The organism is Streptomyces varsoviensis (genome assembly GCF_000718635.1).
GTDB lineage: Bacteria > Actinomycetota > Actinomycetes > Streptomycetales > Streptomycetaceae > Streptomyces > Streptomyces varsoviensis.
On the sequence record NZ_JOBF01000024.1, the window covers coordinates 12,451 to 29,965 of the forward strand.

At 72.6% G+C, this 17,515-nt stretch carries 14 protein-coding genes, 1 tRNA gene and 1 pseudogene; 3 read left to right on the forward strand and 13 right to left on the reverse strand.

Translation table 11 applies throughout. The features are described from left to right. Positions 1-15 precede the first annotated feature (15 nt). Both IF55_RS28345 and IF55_RS28350 read right to left on the reverse strand, forming a co-directional pair. On the reverse strand, positions 16-2,565 hold the full coding sequence (locus tag IF55_RS28345; protein WP_030892049.1) for an ABC transporter permease: 2,550 nt from the start codon (positions 2,563-2,565) through the stop codon (positions 16-18). Between the two features lie 151 nt (positions 2,566-2,716). Then, a complete protein-coding gene (locus IF55_RS28350) occupies positions 2,717-3,499 on the reverse strand; it encodes an ABC transporter ATP-binding protein (RefSeq protein ID WP_030892046.1) in 783 nt (260 codons plus the stop codon). A 422-nt stretch (positions 3,500-3,921) separates the two neighbouring features. On the opposite strand from IF55_RS28350, the gene IF55_RS28355 reads away from it, so the two are divergent. Then, positions 3,922-4,003, forward strand: a tRNA-Leu gene (locus IF55_RS28355). A gap of 299 nt (positions 4,004-4,302) precedes the next feature. Beyond that, positions 4,303-4,665 (forward strand): MmcQ/YjbR family DNA-binding protein, encoded by a 363-nt coding sequence (locus tag IF55_RS28360; RefSeq protein WP_030892043.1) that lies wholly within the window; start codon positions 4,303-4,305, stop codon positions 4,663-4,665. Between the two features lie 30 nt (positions 4,666-4,695). Here the strand turns inward: IF55_RS28360 and IF55_RS28365 are convergent, their stop codons facing one another. The 5 genes and pseudogenes from IF55_RS28365 to IF55_RS28380 all read right to left on the reverse strand — a co-directional run bounded on the left by IF55_RS28365 (position 4,696) and on the right by IF55_RS28380 (position 8,767). Continuing rightward, positions 4,696-5,337, reverse strand: coding sequence for an O-methyltransferase (locus IF55_RS28365; RefSeq protein WP_048832632.1), 642 nt, complete (start codon positions 5,335-5,337; stop codon positions 4,696-4,698). A gap of 121 nt (positions 5,338-5,458) precedes the next feature. Then, positions 5,459-6,454: an FAD-dependent monooxygenase gene (locus tag IF55_RS28370; protein ID WP_342668352.1), complete on the reverse strand. Its 996-nt coding sequence runs from the start codon at positions 6,452-6,454 to the stop codon at positions 5,459-5,461. Positions 6,455-6,550: 96 nt separating this feature from the next. Next, positions 6,551-6,694 (reverse strand): annotated as a pseudogene (locus IF55_RS41370) (NAD(P)-binding protein); the annotation flags it as partial. 134 nt (positions 6,695-6,828) lie between these two features. Further along, on the reverse strand, positions 6,829-7,506 hold the full coding sequence (locus IF55_RS28375) for an ArsR/SmtB family transcription factor (RefSeq protein WP_030892038.1): 678 nt from the start codon (positions 7,504-7,506) through the stop codon (positions 6,829-6,831). Positions 7,507-7,513: 7 nt separating this feature from the next. Continuing rightward, positions 7,514-8,767 (reverse strand): MFS transporter, encoded by a 1,254-nt coding sequence (locus IF55_RS28380; protein ID WP_157854595.1) that lies wholly within the window; start codon positions 8,765-8,767, stop codon positions 7,514-7,516. A gap of 458 nt (positions 8,768-9,225) precedes the next feature. On the opposite strand from IF55_RS28380, the gene IF55_RS28385 reads away from it, so the two are divergent. Next, on the forward strand, positions 9,226-9,900 hold the full coding sequence (locus IF55_RS28385) for a LuxR C-terminal-related transcriptional regulator (RefSeq protein ID WP_048832636.1): 675 nt from the start codon (positions 9,226-9,228) through the stop codon (positions 9,898-9,900). Between the two features lie 127 nt (positions 9,901-10,027). On the opposite strand, the gene IF55_RS28390 is transcribed toward IF55_RS28385, so the two are convergent. Genes IF55_RS28390 through asnB form a run of 6 tightly spaced genes read right to left on the reverse strand, consistent with a single transcriptional unit; the run spans position 10,028 to position 17,364 of the window. Next, positions 10,028-10,762 carry a class I SAM-dependent methyltransferase gene (locus IF55_RS28390; RefSeq protein WP_030892030.1) on the reverse strand — a complete coding sequence of 245 codons (735 nt, stop codon included), beginning with the start codon at positions 10,760-10,762 and terminating at the stop codon, positions 10,028-10,030. A gap of 58 nt (positions 10,763-10,820) precedes the next feature. Next, complete coding sequence (locus IF55_RS28395; RefSeq protein WP_048832638.1) at positions 10,821-11,975, reverse strand: FAD-dependent monooxygenase; 1,155 nt, start codon at positions 11,973-11,975, stop codon at positions 10,821-10,823. Continuing rightward, complete coding sequence (locus IF55_RS28400; RefSeq protein WP_037967204.1) at positions 11,968-13,359, reverse strand: dihydroorotase; 1,392 nt, start codon at positions 13,357-13,359, stop codon at positions 11,968-11,970. The genes IF55_RS28395 and IF55_RS28400 overlap by 8 nt, the downstream gene beginning before the upstream one ends. Next, on the reverse strand, positions 13,347-14,534 hold the full coding sequence (locus tag IF55_RS28405) for an acyl-CoA dehydrogenase family protein (protein WP_030892020.1): 1,188 nt from the start codon (positions 14,532-14,534) through the stop codon (positions 13,347-13,349). The genes IF55_RS28400 and IF55_RS28405 overlap by 13 nt, the downstream gene beginning before the upstream one ends. Beyond that, complete coding sequence (locus tag IF55_RS28410; protein WP_030892018.1) at positions 14,513-15,559, reverse strand: PrpF domain-containing protein; 1,047 nt, start codon at positions 15,557-15,559, stop codon at positions 14,513-14,515. The genes IF55_RS28405 and IF55_RS28410 overlap by 22 nt, the downstream gene beginning before the upstream one ends. Next, on the reverse strand, positions 15,556-17,364 hold the full coding sequence (gene asnB / locus IF55_RS28415) for an asparagine synthase (glutamine-hydrolyzing) (protein WP_030892015.1): 1,809 nt from the start codon (positions 17,362-17,364) through the stop codon (positions 15,556-15,558). The genes IF55_RS28410 and asnB overlap by 4 nt, the downstream gene beginning before the upstream one ends. Positions 17,365-17,515: the final 151 nt, after the last annotated feature.

Consider the following 17,515-nt stretch of genomic DNA (forward strand, 5'->3'; position numbering starts at 1 on the left):
TGGCGGGGGCCGGCGTCACTCCGCCTTGATCGCCGTCAGCATGTTCAGCCGGGCGGCCCGGCGAGCGGGCCACAGCGCGGCCAACACGCCGACCAGCGCGGACAGCAGCAGGAAGATGCCCATCCGGCCCCACGGCAGCACCAGCTCGTACGTGGCCAGGCTGGTGCCGATCAGCTCGCCGGCCGCCCAGCCGAAGAACACGCCGAGCACGAGGCCGAGCACGCCGCCGAAGACCGAGATGACCAGCGACTCCAGCCGCACCATCCGCTTGATGCCCTTGCGGTCCAGGCCGATGGCCCGCAGCATTCCGATCTCCTGGGAGCGCTCGAAGACCGACATGGCCAGGGTGTTGACGACGCCCAGCACGGCGACGATCACGGCCATGGCGAGCAGCCCGTAGAGCATGTTCAGCATCAGGTTCACCATCTGGGCGATCTCGTTGATGATGTCCTGCTTGTCGTTGATCTGGATGGCCGGGTTGTCGCCGAGCGACTTGCGCAGCGCTTCCTTGGAGCTCTTGCTCGCGCCGTCCTTGGTCTTGACGAGCACCTGCCGGTCGGTGGCGTCCTTCTGGTGCGGGTCGAGGGTGGCGTTGTCGACGAGGATGCCGCGCATCAGCTCGTTGCCCTTGTAGATGCCCGCGACCGTCATCCGGCTCTTCTTGCCGTCCTCGAACGTCGTGACGTAGGAGGAGCCCGTCCTCAGGCCGTGTTCCTTGGCGGAGTCCTCGTCCATGACGGTGTTGTGGCCGCCGACGTTCAGGGAGCCGGAGGCGAGGTCGAGCCGGGTGAGGTCGCCGAGGGCCTTGCCGTTGACGCCCGTCAGATAGCCGTCGTCGCCGTTGACGCGAGCGCCGGAGCTGCGCATCGGACTGGCGGCGGTGACGTTCGGGTCGGCGGCGATGTCCTTGCTGACCTGCGGGGAGAGCGGGCGCTTGCTCGCCATGGTGACGACGTAGTCGGCCTTGAGGGAGTCCGTGGCCATCTTGCCGACGGCCGTCTGGACACTGCCGGCGATGACGGTCAGGCCGGTGATCAGGGTCAGGCCGATCATCAGCGCGGAGGCCGTCGCGGCGGTGCGGCGCGGGTTGCGGACCGCGTTCTGCCGGGCGAGCTTGCCGGAGATCCCGAAGGCGCGCAGTACGGGCGCGGCGGCGGCGATCAGCGGCCGGGACAGCAGCGGGGTCAGGACGAACACGCCGATCAGCAGCAGCCCGGCGCCCAGGCCCAGGACGCCCTTGCCGCTGTCGCCCGCCATGCTGGTGGCCCCCAGCACGGCCGCGATGCCGGCGCCGGAGAAGAGCGCCCCGACGGTGTTGCGGATGACCAGGGAGCGGGTGGTGGCGACCGCGTGCACGCTGTTCATGGCGGCGATCGGCGGGATCTTCGCGGCGCGGCGGCCGGGCAGCCAGGCGGCGAGCATGGTCACCGCGATGCCGACGACGAGCGAGATCACGATGGTGGCGGGCTCGATGACGAGGGGGCCGTCGGGCACGGTGGCGCCGCCGCTGTTCATCAGGGTGCGCAGCAGGGTGCCGATGCCGATGCCCGCGAGCAGGCCGGTGACGGCGGCGATCGCGCCGACCACGAACGCCTCGATGAGCACGGAGCGGGTCACCTGGCGGCGGCTCGCGCCGACCGCGCGCATCAGCGCCAGCTCCTTGGTGCGCTGCGAGACCAGCATCGTGAAGGTGTTGGCGATGATGAAGATGCCGACGAAGAGCGCGATGCCCGCGAAGACCAGCAGGCCGGTCTTCATGCTGCTCATGCCGGCGGCGATCGTCTTGGCCTGGTCGTCGGCGAGCTTCTTGCCGGTGGTGGACTCGGCGGTCTTGGGCAGGATCTTGTCGATCGCGCTCTTCAGCGCGGTCTGGGAGGTGCCCGGCGCGGCCTTCACGTCGATCTCGGAGAACTCGCCGGGCTTGCTGTAGAGCTTCTGCGCGGTGCGGGTGTCGAAGAGCGCGAGGCTGCCGCCCGCGGCGACGTTGCCGTCGTCGGTGGTGAAGACGCCGACGACCTTCTGTCGCAGGACGGGCCCGTCGACGGACATCCGCACGGTGTCGCCGACCTTGGCGCCCGCCCGCTCGGCGGTCTTGGAGTCGAGGGCGATCTCGTCGGCCTGGTGGGGCGCGCGGCCGTCCTTGAGCGGGTACCGGATGTCGGCGCCGTTCTCGCCGGCGTAGTAGTTGCCGCCGGCGGAGGTGAAGCCGTTGCCGATGAGCTCGCCGTCCTTGCCGGCGACGGCGGCGAAGCCGCTGACGGTGCCGGTGACCTGGTCGACGCCGGGCGTCTTCGCGACCTTCTTCAGCAGGCTCTGGGGCAGCTCGTGCCAGTCGCTGGGCCCGTCGCCGTCCTTGTTGTGGTTGTTGGCGGAGGAGTCCGACGGGGTGATGGCGATGTCGGTGTTGGTGAAGCCCTTCTCCGAGCTCTTCTGGAGAGCGCTGCTGATGGTGGAGGTGAAGACCAGGGTGCCGGAGACGAAGGCGACGCCGAGCATGACGGCGAGCACGGTCATCAGCAGCCTGGCCTTGTGCGCGAGCACATTGCGCAAGGCGGTACGGAACATGGGTCAGTCCTGAGGGGAGGCTCCGCGTCCCCGGGCGGCCGGGCGCGGGGGCCGGGGCATGGGGCGGCGGGAATTCTGGGCGGGGCGGCGGGAAGTCCGGGTGGAGCGGCGGGAAGTCTGGGGGTGGGACGGCGGCTCGGCCGGGGCCGGCTCAGCTCGTGCGGCCCCGGGCGTCGAAGCGCTTCATCCGGTCGAGCACGGCGTCGGCGGTGGGCTCGCGCAGCTCGTCGACGAGCCGCCCGTCGGCGAGGAAGACGACGCGGTCGGCGTAGCCGGCGGCGACCGGGTCGTGGGTGACCATGACGACGGTCTGGCCGAGCTCGCGCACGGAGTTCCGCAGGAAGCCGAGGACCTCGGCGCCGGAGCGCGAGTCGAGGTTTCCGGTCGGCTCGTCGGCGAACATGATCTCGGGGCGGCCGGCGAGGGCGCGGGCGACGGCGACGCGCTGCTGCTGGCCGCCGGAGAGCTGGTTGGGCCGGTGCTTGAGCCGCCCGGAGAGGCCGACGGTGTCGACGACCATGTCCAGCCACTTCTTGTCGGGCTTGCGGCCGGCGATGTCCATGGGGAGCGTGATGTTCTCCAGGGCGTTGAGCGTGGGCAGCAGGTTGAACGCCTGGAAGATGAAGCCGATCTTGTCGCGTCGCAACTGGGTGAGCTTCTTGTCGCTGAGGGCGGTCAGCTCCGTGTCGCCTATCCGGGCCGAACCGCCGGAGACCGAGTCGAGGCCGGCCATGCAGTGCATCAGCGTCGACTTGCCGGAGCCGGAGGGCCCCATGATCGCGGTGAACTCCGCCTGGTGGAAGTCGAGGGAGACGGCGTCCAACGCGACCACCTGGGTCTCACCCTGTCCGTAGACCTTGGTGAGATCCGTGGCGCGGGCGGCCACCGCGGTGGCGCGGGCGGCGGTCTGGGCGCCGAATGGGGTGGTGGTCACGGCGGGGAACTCCTGTCGGAACGAGCTTTTCGGGGACTGACACCATCGTCCGTGCCGAAAGCCGCCCGGGGATCAGACCCTGCTCCGGTTCCCTGGGAGACCAGGGAGGTACCGCGGAGGGGGCGGGTCATCCTTTGGTAGGAGCATGACCCTGACACCCCGGGGCCGCGGCGGGGTCGGGCAGGGCGGCGAGATTGCGACAATTCCGTCTCCGGGCCCTGACGGGAGGGTGACCGGTCGGGAACAGCCCGTGGCATGTGCCGTTGGCGTCGGCCGGGTGCTGATGCTCCCTCAGTTGCCAATAAAATAAGACAACCTCGGGCCAACGTTCCGCTGTTCGGGGAGCCGCGCGGGGCTAGGCTCGTAATGCTCTCCAAGGGGAGGGCCGTGCGCCTCCCTGTACGCGCGGACCGAGAGCCCCTGCCCGGATGGTGGAATGCAGACACGGCGAGCTTAAACCTCGCTGGCCCTCGGGTCGTGCCGGTTCAAGTCCGGCTCCGGGCACAACTCAATAGCAATTCTTTCCGAAAATGTCGCCGAGCGCCAATTCATGTGCGATTTGTTGCCTTCGGGGCAAGGGGGAGCCGTGTGCCGGTGCGGCGGCGCGCGGAGTTCAAGGCTTCACGGGACAAGGGCGGTCCCGGGGCCCGCCGCCTATACTTCCCGATCGAACTGACGGTTGATCACCGGTGCGTACTCGCACGCACGGAAGCGACCGGAGCGCGGGTACGGCCGCGTCCCTGACTACCCGTCGGCGACCGGCCGGCGAAGGGGAAAACGAAGGGGAAGGGGCTGGGCGCGAGATGACCGAGGACGACGCGGAGGACCGGCTGCGCGCGCTCTGCCTGAGCCTGCCCGAGGTGGTCGAGGGGACCAACCACCACGGCGAGCCGGCGTGGCGGATCCGGCGGCGGACGCTGGTCCAGATCTCGGAACGGCACCCGGCCGGGCGCCGGAGCTTCTGGGTCCCGGCCCCCGCGGGAGCCAAGGAGGCGATGACCGCCGCCGAACCCGACCGGTTCTTCGCACCGCCCTACGGCGGCCGCGACTGGGTGGGCGTCTACCTCGACGTACCGGTCGACTGGGCGGAGGTGCGCGAACTCGTCGTCGACGGATACCGGCTCATCGCGCCCCGGAAACTGGTCGCCGAGCTGGAAGAGGAGTGACGCCCGCCGCCGGCGGCCGCCCGGCGGTCCTCAGACGCGGCGGATCAGCGTGACCCCGTCCCGCACGGTGAGCATCACGGACTCGCACCGGGGATCGGCCGCGACGGCCTCGTTGAACCGCCGCAGCGCCTGGACGTCGGGGTCGGTGCTGTCCGCGTCGATGATCTCCCCGCGCCACAGCGTGTTGTCGCAGACGATGAGCGCACGCGGGGCGAGCTTGGGCAGCGTCGCGGAGTAGTAGTTGTGGTAGTTCGGCTTGTCCGCGTCGATGAAGACCAGGTCCAGGGGCTCCTCGATCGCGGCGATCGTGTCGAGCGCGGGCCCGACCCGCACGCTGATGACATCCGCGTAGCCGGCCTCCGCGATGTGCTTACGGGCCACCTCCGCCCGCTCCGGATCGATCTCGCAACTGATCACCCGGGCGCCCTCGGGCAGGGCGACCGCCATCGACAGCGCCGAATAGCCGGTGAAGGTGCCGATGTCGAGGATCAGCTTCGGCTGGAGCGAGTGGATGATCATCCGCAGCAGCCCTCCCACGAGCTGCCCGCTGACCAAGTGGCCCATGCCCAGGTCGTTCCCGGCGACGCCGGCCAACTGGGCCGGGTCCGGGGCCGAGTGGGCCTCCGCGTACGCGTCGATGCCGGGCAGGGTGATGGGCGGCAGCGTGAACATGTCTTCCTCCTGAGGGGTGGTGGACGTCGTTCCTGAGGGCGTTTCCAAGGCCGTTCCGGGGGCGGCGCCGGGCCGCCGCTGGGGCGTTCCCGAGGGGGCGGTCCCCAGCCCGTACGCGATGTCAGGCCGGGTCGTACGCGCTCTGCCAGCCGTGCGTGTTCGCGTGCAGCCAGGACTCGAAGTCCGCGGGCGTCAGCGTGGACCAGTCCGGGGAGTCCTCGACGCGCATCCTCCCGAGGTGCTTGCCGAGCGCGGTGAGGGCGTTTCCGGCGTCGCGCCGCGCGGCGTCGAAGGCGGCCAGCGCCTCCGCCCACGTCTCGTGCTCCTGGCAGGCGCGTTCGAGGGCGCGGGCGTCCTGGATGGCCTTCACCGCGCCGGCGCCGGTGTGCGGGCGGGCGATCGCCCCGGCGTCCCCGGCCAGCAGCAGGGCGCCCTTGGCGTAGCGGGAGACCGTGGTGTCGTACATCGGATTGATGGACAGTTCGCGCCGCTCGGTGCGCCGCACCGCGTCGGCCCACGTGGGAGGCAGTTCGCGGGCGACCAGCGCGTCGAGGTAGGCGGCGGCGGTCTCGGTGACCCGCCCGCGGGGGACCGGGGCGGCGCCGTCCGGGTAGAGGTCGTACGGCACGCTGCCGTACAGCGCCCAGTTCTGCCGGAAGCCGCCGGCGGCGTCGGGGATGCGGTAGAAGACGGCGTGGCCGCCGCGGAAGCCGACCGCGGCGAAGTCGTCGAGCAGCGGGGACCGCGCGCCGTCCGCGCCCCGCTCGGCGGGGTAGTCGCCGCGCCACAGGCCGTACCCGGCGTACCGCACCTCGGCCTCCGGCGCGACGACGGGCCGCACCGCGGAGCGGTAGCCGTCGGCGCCGACGACGGCGGCGTACGTGCCGGCGGGACGGCCGTCGACCCAGAGCCCGACGCCGTCCTCCCGCTGCCGGACGTCGGTGACCGTCGCGCCCTCGTGGTAGTCGCGGTCCGGCACCTGGTCGCGCAGCCCGCGCCAGACCAGCGCCCAGCTCGCCATGATCGACGGGTACGGCTGGCGGCCGACCACCCGGCCGTCGGTCGACCGCTCCGCGCGGGTGAGCCAGATCAGCTCGGGGCGGCGCAGCACGCGCATGCCGGGGTCGAGGTATCCGGCGTCGACCAGTTCGTCGTGGAGCGAGGCCGGGAGCGTGATCCCGGCGCCGCGGTCGCGCAGGCCGCCCCGGCTGCGCTCGAACACGGTCACCTCGCAGCCGGCCCGCGCCAGGGCGACGGCCGCGGCGCAGCCGGCGATACTGCCGCCCACGACGGCGACCCGACTTCGGCGTATGAGCATGCTGGCCTTCCTCTCGATGGAACGGGCTGAGCGGGCTGTACGAGCTGAGCGAGCTGTACGGGTGGAACGAGCTGTACGGACTGGGCGCGCTGTACGGGCTGTACGGGCTCAGCCGGGCGGAGCGGGCCGGCCCGGCGTCACGGGCGGGCCCGGCGTCACGGGCGGGCCCGGCGTCACGGGCCGGCCTCGGTGTGCACGGGGTGTCCGGTGCGGTGCCAGCGGGTGAAGCCGCCGACGAGGTGGCGCGCGCGCCGGTGGTGCGCGCGGAGCAGGCGGACGCATTCGGCGGAGGTCACGCAGAACGGCCCGTGGCAGTAGGCGATGATCTCGGCGTCGTCCGGGAGTTCGTCGAGCCGGCCCAGCAGTTCCCTGGACGGGAGGGAGAAGGCGCCGGGCACGTGCCCCATCGCGTAGTCGTCGCTCGGGCGCACGTCGATGACCAGCGCCCCGTCGCCGACCCGGGTGGTCAGCTCGTCCGCCGTCACCGGCTCCAGCGCGCTGAGGTCGCCGAGCTGGACGTCGATGACGTTGCGGAGGTCGGCCAGCCGCCGCTCGGCGAACGCCTGGAACACGCCCAGGAACTCCGCCACTTCGTCGTCGGCCAGGCGGTAGAGCACGCTGGTGCCCTCCTTCCGGCTGCTGACCAGGTGGACCGAGCGGAGCTGCTGCAACTGGGCCGAGGTGTTCTTGAACGGGATGCCGGATTCCTGGGAGAGCTGCTCGACGGTGCGTTCGCGCCCGTCGAGCAGGTCGAGCAGGCGCAGCCGGAGCGGGTTGGCCAGCACCTTGCCGGCCCGTGCCAGCTCCGCGTAGATGGGGGCGCTCAGTTGCGGCGCGTTGAGTTCGGACATGATCGGCCTATCGTGTGGTGCCCGGCCCGGGGAGGGCCGGTTCGAGAACGTGACGGTTGCGTCCGGCGCCCACGCCCGCGATCAGCTCGCCGGCCGTGACGACCAGCAGCAGGACGAGCGCGGCCGTGAGGCCGGCGGAGGAGCTGAGCAGCATCCCGCCGCCCAGCGGGCCCAGGATGGCGATGAGGTAGCCGACGCCCTGGACCATGCCCGAGAGGCCGACGGCGGAGTCGGCGTCCTTGGCGCGCAGCCCGATGAGGGTCAGCCCCAGCGCGAACCCGGCGCCCTGGGACAGGCCCAGCAGTACCGCGGCGACCCAGGCGCCGACGGAGATCGGCGCCAGTACGAGCGCGATCAGCCCGCCCGCGTTGAGCAGAGCGACGATGACGGCGACGCCCCGCTGGTCGGGCAGGCGCCGGATCAGCGCCGGGACGCCGAGCGAGCCGGCCACCTGGATCAGCGAGGTGACCGCCTGTACGAGGCCGCCCTCGTCGAGCGTCATGCCCTGCTGGTGGCAGATGGTCGGCAGCCAGCCCAGGACGAAGTAGAAGGAGAGCCCCATACAGCCGAAGAAGGCGGTGACCTGCCAGGCCAGCCCGTCCCGCCAGAGTTCGGCGGGGATGCGCGCCCGCCCGCCGGCCGTGGCGCGCTGCCGCAGGGCGGGCAGCCAGATCGCGCAGGCGACGACGGCCACCGGGACGGTGATCCAGGCGAGGGAGGCCAGCCAGTGCGTGCCCCCGCTGCCGCCGAGCCGGGGGGCGAGCGCCGAGGCGCCCGCCGCGCCCAGCGTGAGGACGATCGTGTAGAGCGTCATCACGGGCGCGAGCCGACTGCTGAACTTCCGCTTGATCAGGCCGGGTACGGCCCCGTTGATCGCCCCGATCGCGGCGACGACCAGCAGCGTGCCGAGGAAGAGCGCGGCCGTGCTGTGCACCATGCGGACCAGGTCGCCGGCGAGCAGCACGATCACGCAGGCCGCCACCAGCCGTTCCTCGCCCAGCCGGCGGACCAGCGCGGGGCCGCTGAAGGCGAACAGGGCGAGGCAGACGGTGGGCAGCACGGTCAGCAGGGTCTTGCTGAAGCTGGACAGCCCCAGTCCGGACTCGATGGGGGTCAGGAGCGCCGCCACCGCCGAGATCGGGGCCCGCAGGTTGAGGGCGACCACGACGAGCGCGGCCAGCAGCCACCACGTTCGTCGGCGGGACGCGGGTTCGTCCAGTGCGGGTGCGGCAGGGGCCGAAGTGCGTGTTCGGGGCGCCACGTCACCACTCCTCATTTCCAAAGGACTTTAGAATATGGGAATTGTAGCCCTGAAAGGCGGGGCGGACGGGCCGTGGCGGATGGGTGCGCCCAAGTCCTCCTGGTAAGTAATGCTCTATTGCCATTTGCGACGGTGTCGGCTGGGTTGGCTGTGTTGGCTGCGTGGGGCGCCGACCGGGGGCAAAGCGGGTCGTGGCGGTGGGCTCGCGGCGGTGCCGAACGAACTCCGAAAAACTTTTTCCATCCTCTCGGAGCGCGCCACTCCTGTCGTGGGTCAGATGCCCATGGCGGGGTGGGATTTCTGTGAATGCGACGTTCCGGAAGATCGTTGAGTTCGAGGTCGAGTGCCTTGACAAGCTTTTGCGGTCGGGTTGAATTTATTTGCGGTGCTTCACGTTCTGTTTTGGTACTGTGATCGCCTGGCTGTGGGCTGCGCCCGGCCTCAGGGGGAGGAGTAGCATGCTCGATCAAGTGGCTATAAAGTCTGTTCGCGCAGATTCGGTCGCCGTGCTGATCGTAGGAGACCGGCCTGTATACAGGTCGAGTCTGCGGAGCCTGCTCGACGGGGCCGACGGAGTGGAAGTGGTCGGGGACGTCGACACGGGGCCCGAGGCCGCGACCGCGATTCACCAATTGCGCCCGGATGTGGTGCTGTTGCATGTGGCTCCGTCCAGCGCCCCCACCGTCGAAGTGATCACCTCCATTGCCGAACGGCGCCCCGATACGGCCGTGCTGATTGTGAGCATCGCCCATAACCAGGAGGCTTTTCTCGCGGCCATGCGCGCCGGGGTGCGCGGCTATCTCTCCCGCGGCGCGCCCTCCCAAGATCTTGTGCTGGCTATCAGGATTGTTCAGTCCGGGGGTTTGGTCTTCGATTCCAGTACCTCCGAGTGGGTTACCGACCATTTGTCCCAGTCCGTGGGGGCGGCCAAGCCCTTCCCCGAGTTGACCGACCGGGAATTGGAAGTGCTGGAACTCGTCGCGGACGGTCTGGGTACGGCGACGATCGCCCAACAGCTCGGCCTGTCCATCAAGACGGTGCGCAACTATTTGTCCCGGATATTCGCCAAACTGCACCTGGTCGACCGCGCCGAAGCCGCGGTTCGCGCCCGGCAGGCCGGCCTCGGCCACTGAGGTCAGCGGATGAAGCCCGCCTCGGCTACCGACGCCGGCCCGTAGCACGGCGTCGGCGCTGCCCCGAGGCCGGCCGGCGACGTGGTGGGTGCCTGCCGGCGCGGCACCCACCACCACGCCGAGCCCGTCAGGCCCCCTCGCGGGCCGCCCTCCTCGCCACGATCACCCGGTTGTACAGCTCGACGGGCTCGGTGGCGACGATCTCGGCCTCGTCGAAGCCCGCTTCGAGGAGATGGTCGCGCCAGAACTCCGGCGTCGTGAGGATCTCCCCGTCCTCCCGGAGGAACCGGGGCAGCAGATCGAGCTGGAGCAGCATCCGCTCGAAGCTCGCCTCCCGCAGGTAGTACTTGGCCTTGTCGGTCAGCAGCTCCAGGACGTCGGTCGCCCGCGGCCCGCTGCCGGCCGGCCCCATCACCCGGCAGAACTGGTCGGCGTTGATGAACACGCCGCCCGGGCGCAGCACCCGCCGCAGCTCCGCGGCGGCCTTCGGGTAGGTGTCGAGTTCGAGGTGGTGCAGCGCGAAGCTGCTGATGGCCACGTCGAAGCTCTCGTCGGGGAAGGCCGACAGGTCCTCGGCCACCCCGCTCTGGAACGAGGCGAGCGGGTCGTCGGCGAACTTGGCCACCGCCTCCTCGACCATCGCGGGGGCCGGGTCGACGCCGACGATCCTGGCCCCGGGCAGCGCCTCGCGGCACAGCGAGGTGAGCCGCCCGGTGCCCGAGCCGATGTCGAGGATGTCGCCGGCGCCCGCCGGGAGCTGGGCCACGGCCGCGGACAGCAACGCCACATTGGACGCGTCGGTCCTGAGCACCTTGTCGTAGTCGATCTCGATGTCGTTCCAGTGCGTCGTGTCCGATGCCATCGGTCCACCCTTCATTCGTCCGGTACGTGTCCGTGCCGATCCGGTGCGCTCGCCGCGCTCACTCGGCGGCGAGGTCGAACTCCGCGCGCCAACCGAACAGATCGGTCAGCTCGTGGTCGTGGGTGCTGAACTCGCCCCGCTCGCCGCGTACGACGTGGTCGCGGTGGCGTGACTGGTCCACGACGACGGCGGTCCGCGGCGCGCGGTACGCGGCGTAGCGGACCAGGGCCTCGGGGATGTCGGCGGCGCGGGCCAGCAGTCCGCCCAGTACGGCCGCGTCCTCCAGGGCCATGCCCGCGCCCTGCCCGGCGCCCGGCGACATGGGGTGCGCGGCGTCGCCGAGGAGGGTGATACGGCCCCGGCTCCAGTCGGCGACGGGCTCCCGGTCGTTGATGTCGGTGACGACGACCGGGGCATCGGCGTCGGTGCGCCGCACCACGTCCACGAGCGCCGGGTGCCAGCCGGCCATCAGGTCCAGCAGGTCGGCCCACGCCTCCTTCGGGGGCTTGGCCGTCCAGAGGCCGGCCGGGGCGGCGACCTTCGCCGTCCAGTACAGCCGCCCGGGCCCGATCGGGGCGGCGAAGACGCCGAGGCCGTCCGCGGTCACGATGAACCCGTGCGGGAACTCGGGCGGCGCGGGGGAGCGGCCCCGCAGGGTCGTGTATCCGCAGTAGCGGGGCGGCGCGGCGCCGAGCAGATGGCGGCGGACCACGGAGTGCAGCCCGTCGGCGCCGACGAGGGCCGCCGCCGTCAAGGAGTCCCCGTCGGACAGGGAGACCTCGACCTCGTCGCCCCGGTCGGCGCAGCCGGCCACGCCGAGCCCGTGCCGCATCCGCACCCCGGCCTCGGCGGCGTACTGGAGCAGCAGCGACTGCAACGCCGTGCGCAGCAGCGACACTTGCGGCGCCCCGTATCGTTCGGCCAGCTCGCCCACCCGGTCGATGGAGACGACCGCGCCGCCGGTGTCGACGATCGGACGGACCTCGGCCGCCGCCGGTACGTGCCCGGCGGCCCGTACCGCCGAGGCGAGCGAGGCGTCGATCCACGCCAGCGCGTGCAGCGCGTTCGGGTACAGCACGAGGCCGGCGCCCGCGTCGCGCAGGGTCGCGGTCCGTTCGATGAGCGTCACGGGCAGCCCCGTGCGGCGCAGGGCGATGCCGAGGGCGAGGCCGCCGATGCCGCCGCCCGCGATGGCCACGGTCCGTTCAGCCATTGCCGGTGTCTCCCGTCTCTCCGTCGAGCGGCGACAGCCACCGCCCCGCGGGGTCGCCGAATGTGCCCCGCTCCCGGTCGTAGGCGATCCGCCCGGACTTGACCGTCACCCGCACCTGGCCGGTGAACGTCCAGCCCTCGTAGGCGGACCAGCCGCACTTGGCCGCGACGTCGGAGGCGGACAGCATCCAGGGCCGGTCCGGATCGAAGACCACCAGGTCGGCGTCGGCCCCTGCGGCGAGCCGCCCCTTGCCGGCCAGGGCGAACAGTTCGGCCGGCCCCTCCGCCAGGTGGCGCACCAGCCGGCGGATGGCGGTGTCCGGGTCCTCGTCCGGCCAGCGGCGGCGCATCCCGGTCCACACCGCGGTGGCCAGCTCCTGCACGCCGGGCAGCCCCGGCGGGGCGTCGGCGACCGGGCGCTCCTTCTCCTCCTTGGTGTGCGGCGCGTGGTCGCTGCCCAAGGTGGCGGCCTCGCCCGCGCGCAGGGCCGCCCACAGCCGGTCCTGGTCCCGCGGGCCGCGGATCGCCGGGGCCAGCCGGGTCCGGGCGCCGCCGCGCGCGGTGTCGGCGTCGGTGAACGAGAGGTGGTGGGCGGTGAGTTCGAAGGTGACGGGCAGCCCGTCGGCGGCGGCCGCGGCGACCAGGTCCGCCTCCTCCGCGCTCGACAGGTGCAGGATGTGCGCCTTGGTGCCGTGGCGGCGGACCAGTTCCAGCACGTGGACGACGGCCGAGATGGGGCTGCTGCGGGGCCGCCACCGCTCGTAGTCCCGGTAGTCGCCGGGCGGGCCGCCGCGCCAGGCGTCCAGCAGGTCGTGCAGCCGCTGGTCCTCGGCGTGCAGGACGAGCAGGGTGCCGGAGGAGGCCGCGGCGGCGAACACCGCGTCGAGGGTCCGGGGGTCGCTGATGACGGTGGGCGCGGTGTGGTGCCCGGCCATGAACACCTTGGCGCTGCGGGCGATCGCCGGGTCGAGGCCGGCCAGGGCCTCGGGGCGCAGGGGGTCCGTGCCGATGTGGAAGGCGAAGTCGACCAGGGAACGGCCGCTGATCTGGCGTGCCTTGGCGACGACGGCCTCCGGGCGGAGGGTCGGGGGCACCGTGTTCGGCATGTCCATCACGGTCGTCACGCCGCCGGCGACCGCCGCCCGGCTGCCGTGTTCCCAGTCCTCCTTGTGCTCCAGTCCGGGGGTGCGGAAGTGGACGTGCGAGTCGATCAGCCCGGGGAGCACGTACCGGCCCGCCGCGTCCAGGACGCGGACGCCGTCGGGCGCCACGTCGGTGATGCCGGTGATCCGGCCGCCGGCGACGAGCACCGTGCCCGGCCGGACGCCCGTCGGGGTCACCAGCCGTCCGCCCACCACCGCCAGCTCCGCGTTCACCCCAGCCATGTCGAGCTCACCAGCTCCCGGCACAGATCGTTGGTCGGCCCCATGTGGGCGACCGCGCGGGCGTCGGCCATCAGCCCGTTGACGCGGTTGGCGACCGTATAGCCCGCGGAGCCCAGCAGCCGCGCGACCTCGACGCCCACCTGCTCCGCCGTCTCCGTGGCGAACAGCTTGCTGTGCAGGGTCGCGAGGCCCGGGTCGGCCGCGTCCCGCCGCCCGGACCGGTCGATGACGGCGTGCGCCGCCTCGATCCGGGTGGCCAGGTCGACGAGGCGGAAGCGGGTGACCTGGTCGGGCGGGCCCGGCCGCCGGTTGACCTGCTCGACCGCGAGGTCCAGCAGGGCCGAGGCGATGCCGAGGGAGACCGCGCCCAGCGTCGCCCCGGTGCGGCGGACCCCGGCGATGATGCGGGTGGCCTCGCCGAGCGGGCCGAGCCGGTCCTCGTCCCCGACGACGCAGCCGTGCAGGGAGACGAAGCCGGTGGCCGAGCCGCGCATGCCGATCAGGTCGAGGCTCTGGTCGGGGCGCAGCCCCTCGTCGTCGGCGGGCACGAGGAAGAACGTCTGGCCGCTCGCGCCATAGCCGCTGTCCCGCTCGTCGTTCGTGCTCCCGGCGGCCCCGGCGGCCCCGGCGGCCCCGGCGGCCCCGGCGGCCCCGGGGTCTTCGGCGGTCCGCGCGAGGATGAGATACAGCCCGGCCACACCGGCGCCGGTGGTGAAGGACTTGGTGCCGTCGAGCCGCCAGCGGCCGTCCGGCAGCCGCACGGCGGTGGTGTTCAGGCGCTTCTTCGCCGCGCCCGCGCCGGGTTCGCTCCACCCGGACGCGGCGAGCAGATCGCCCTTGGCCAGCGCGGGGAGCAGCCGCGCCCGCTGCGCCGCGTCGCCCCACTCCTCGACGCGCGCGCTGACCGCGTAGTGCTGGAACAGCATGATCGCGGCGGACGGGTTGACCCGGGCGACCTGGGCGACGACGTGGTTGATCAGCGTGGCGTCGCCGCCGAAGCCGCCGTACGCGGCGGGGACGGCCACGCCGAACAGGCCGGCCTCCCCCAGCTCGGCCAGCAGGGTCTCGTCCGGCCGGCCGGTGGCCGCGCTGCGCGCCGCCGCCGAGCCGAGGCGCTCGACGAGAGCGGCCGGCAGCGCGCCTTCGGGGGCCGTCACCGGGAACGCGACAGACATGCGGTGATCTCCTTCGACTGGATGCCGGCGAGGGGTTCGATCGGAAACGAGCCGAGGGCGGTGGTGCGCTTGCCGCGCACCGTGATCCAGGTGAGTTCCGGCTCGTACGCGCCGTCGCGCACCGTGGCCGTGACGCTGGAGCGCCCGCCGGCGGTGACGATGTCGACCGTGCCGTCGGGCACGCCCGCCTGGCGCGCGGCGGCCCAGGGCACGGTGCCCTCGATCCGTACGGCCGCGGCGACGCAGGCGGCCCCGGTCAGCGCGATCGTGGGGTGCCAGGTGGGCACCGAGACCGCGCGGACGGCGATCTGGCCGCTCTCCGCGGCCATCACCGCGGCCACCTTGGGGAAGGCGCCGGTGGTGGGCCAGCCGAGCAGGGCGGCGGCGGCCTCCCGGACGCGCACCAGCCGGTCGAACAGCCGCGGGTCGTCGGCGAACAGGTCCTCCGTGCGGGACAGCCCGAGCGTGGCGGCCGCCACGAAGGCGTAGGGGTTGCCCATGGACACCAGCGAGACCGGCACCGGCTCGCCCGCCACGTCGAGCGTCGTGGTGGCCGCGCCGGTCAGCAGCAGTTCGCTGAGCGGTTTCGGCGCCGGCTGGACGAAGTGGATGTCGAACAGCGCCGATTCGCGGCCCGCCTCGGCGATCTCGCACACGATGTGGTCGCCGTTGTTGCGGACCATGACGCGCACCCGCATCCCCGGGGTGAGCCGGGGCAGCGACCCCGACTCGGCGCAGGCGACGATGGACGCCAGGATGGAGTGGCCGCACGAGCCGCGCAGGTCGAACGCGGTCGGCCCCAGGGGCAGCGCCTGTACGAACCGGTAGTCCAGGTCGAACAGCGGGTGCTCGCAGGGCTCGACCAGCGCGATCTTCAGGACGTGGCCGGCGCCCGCGTCGTCGAGCCACTGCCGGGCCGAGGCGAGCCGGTCGAGCAGCGGCGCGTCGGCGCGCGGCAGCCGGCGGGCGTCGAGGACGAGGGTGGGGCACGGGCTCCCGTGCGCGTAGACGATGTGCCCGATCATGACGCCACGACCTCGGGTTCCTGGGGTGGTGCGACGGGCGGCGCGCCGCGGAACCGCTCGCGCCAGATCTCGTGGACCAGCAGGGCCCACAGGGCGAGTGCGGTGGCGTTGCCGGGCCGGGCGGCCTGGTGCGCGAAGAGCCGGTCCACCGCGCCGGGGCTGAGCTGCCCCGACCGCCGCAGCCGGTCGGCGGCCAGCAGGTCCCTGGCGTAGTCCCAGAGCGGCCAGCCGGGGGTCAGCATGTCGGCGATCGGCAGGGTGAACGGCTGCTTCTCGCGGGCCAGTACGGCGCCGGGCAGGAGGCCGCGCGCCGCCTCGTACAGGGCGCGCTTGACCGCGCCGCCGTGGACGCGGTCCCGGTCGGGCAGGCGCACCGCGTGCCGGACGACGCTCCGCTGGCAGAACGGCAGCCGGACCTCGACGGCGCTGGCCATGCTGAGGTGGTCGACCCGCCGCAGGTGGTAGGCGGGGAGCCGGTAGCCGATCTCGAACGCGGTGATCCGGTCGAGCACGGTGCCCGGCCCGGAGCGCAGGGCGCCGGTCGCCTCCTCGGGCAGGGCGGGCACGGAGCGGACGGCGGCGGCGTACTCCGGGGTGTAGAGCCGCCGGCGCCGGCCGGCGGGCAGGACGGCCAGCTCGTCGAGGTACGGCTCGTACCAGGGCTCGCCCGCCGCCGCGGCCTCCGCCGCCACGCGCATCCGCCGGTACCCGCCGAACATCTCGTCCGCGCCGTCGCCGGTCAGCGCCACGGTGAAGCCGGCCTCGCGCACCGCGGCGAACAGCGCGTAGCTGCTCACCGTGATCGGGTCGGCGTTGGGCTGGCCCAGGTGCCACACGACCCGCGGCAGCAGCTCGGGCAGCTCCTTGGGGTCGAGTTCGACCTGGTGGTACCGGGTGCCGACATGGTCGGAGACCTGGCGGGCGAAGTGCCGCTCATCGGCGGGCCACGAGCCGGTGTAGGCGATGTTGAACGTGTGCAGCCGGGGCGCCTTGCCGGTGGCCAGGGCCGTCACCAGGCTGGAGTCCAGGCCCCCGGAGGTGATCGAGGCGAGGGGCACGTCCGCCTCCAGCAGCGCGTCGACCTCCCCGTGCAGGAGGGTGCGCAGGTCGCCGCGGCGGCGGCCGGGCTCCGGCGCGGGCGGCGGCCGGCGGCGTACGCGCAGCCCGCCCGCCCGGTCGCAGACCGCCGTGACCGCCGGCGGCAGCGCCGAGACGTCCCGGAACATCGTCTGCTCGCCGAACGGCGTCTTGCTCGCCAGGTACGCCTCCAGCCCCGGCTCCCAGGCGTCGGCGGACACGTCGGGGAACGCGAGGAGCGCCGGGATCTCGGAGGAGAAGAACAGCGCGCCCCGGCGCTCGTCCCAGTGGTGGAACAACGGCTTCATGCCGAGGTGGTCGGTGACCAGCACCAGCCGCGGTTCGGCGCGCAGGTCCAGGACGGCGATGGCGTACATGCCGTCCAGATGGTCGACGAACGCGTCCCCGTACTCCTCGTAGAGCGCCGGGAGGATCGACCCGTCGCAGCGGTCGGCGAACCGGTGGCCCAACGCCCGCAGCCGCTCGCGGAGTTCGGCGTGGTTGTAGATCTCGCCGTTGAGGACGGCGTGCACGGCCCCGGACGCGGAGCGGTAGGGCTGGCGTCCGCCGGCCGGATCCATGACGGCGAGCCGGTTGCTCCCCAGCGACCAGTCGGGACCGGCCGAGCAGCCCTGCCAGTCGGGGCCGCCGTGCCGTTGCAGCTCACCGACGCGGGCCAAATGGTCCGACGGCACCACCGCGTTGAAATGGCCGTATATACGGCACATCCCGCTACCTCCTGTCCGGTAGGCACGGTCGTCATCGAACCCGCTGCGGTGCCGCGGTGTCGTGAGTCATCTGGCCCCGGCCGCATGGGAACTCCGGGCCGGCCACGAATCCCATAGCGGACGGGAAGGTTCGGGATATCTGACTCATAGC

What these genes read in the sequence shown, in the direction of transcription:
- IF55_RS28345 (WP_030892049.1), bottom strand. Translation starts at nt 2,565, where the DNA reads ATGTTCCGTACCGCCTTGCGCAATGTGCTCGCGCACAAGGCCAGGCTG.
- IF55_RS28360 (WP_030892043.1), top strand. Translation starts at nt 4,303, where the DNA reads ATGACCGAGGACGACGCGGAGGACCGGCTGCGCGCGCTCTGCCTGAGC.
- IF55_RS28365 (WP_048832632.1), bottom strand. Translation starts at nt 5,337, where the DNA reads ATGTTCACGCTGCCGCCCATCACCCTGCCCGGCATCGACGCGTACGCG.
- IF55_RS28370 (WP_342668352.1), bottom strand. Translation starts at nt 6,454, where the DNA reads ATGCGCGTGCTGCGCCGCCCCGAGCTGATCTGGCTCACCCGCGCGGAG.
- IF55_RS28375 (WP_030892038.1), bottom strand. Translation starts at nt 7,506, where the DNA reads ATGTCCGAACTCAACGCGCCGCAACTGAGCGCCCCCATCTACGCGGAG.
- IF55_RS28385 (WP_048832636.1), top strand. Translation starts at nt 9,226, where the DNA reads ATGCTCGATCAAGTGGCTATAAAGTCTGTTCGCGCAGATTCGGTCGCC.
- IF55_RS28390 (WP_030892030.1), bottom strand. Translation starts at nt 10,762, where the DNA reads ATGGCATCGGACACGACGCACTGGAACGACATCGAGATCGACTACGAC.
- IF55_RS28395 (WP_048832638.1), bottom strand. Translation starts at nt 11,975, where the DNA reads ATGGCTGAACGGACCGTGGCCATCGCGGGCGGCGGCATCGGCGGCCTC.
- IF55_RS28400 (WP_037967204.1), bottom strand. Translation starts at nt 13,359, where the DNA reads ATGGCTGGGGTGAACGCGGAGCTGGCGGTGGTGGGCGGACGGCTGGTG.
- IF55_RS28405 (WP_030892020.1), bottom strand. Translation starts at nt 14,534, where the DNA reads ATGTCTGTCGCGTTCCCGGTGACGGCCCCCGAAGGCGCGCTGCCGGCC.
- IF55_RS28410 (WP_030892018.1), bottom strand. Translation starts at nt 15,559, where the DNA reads ATGATCGGGCACATCGTCTACGCGCACGGGAGCCCGTGCCCCACCCTC.
- asnB (WP_030892015.1), bottom strand. Translation starts at nt 17,364, where the DNA reads ATGTGCCGTATATACGGCCATTTCAACGCGGTGGTGCCGTCGGACCAT.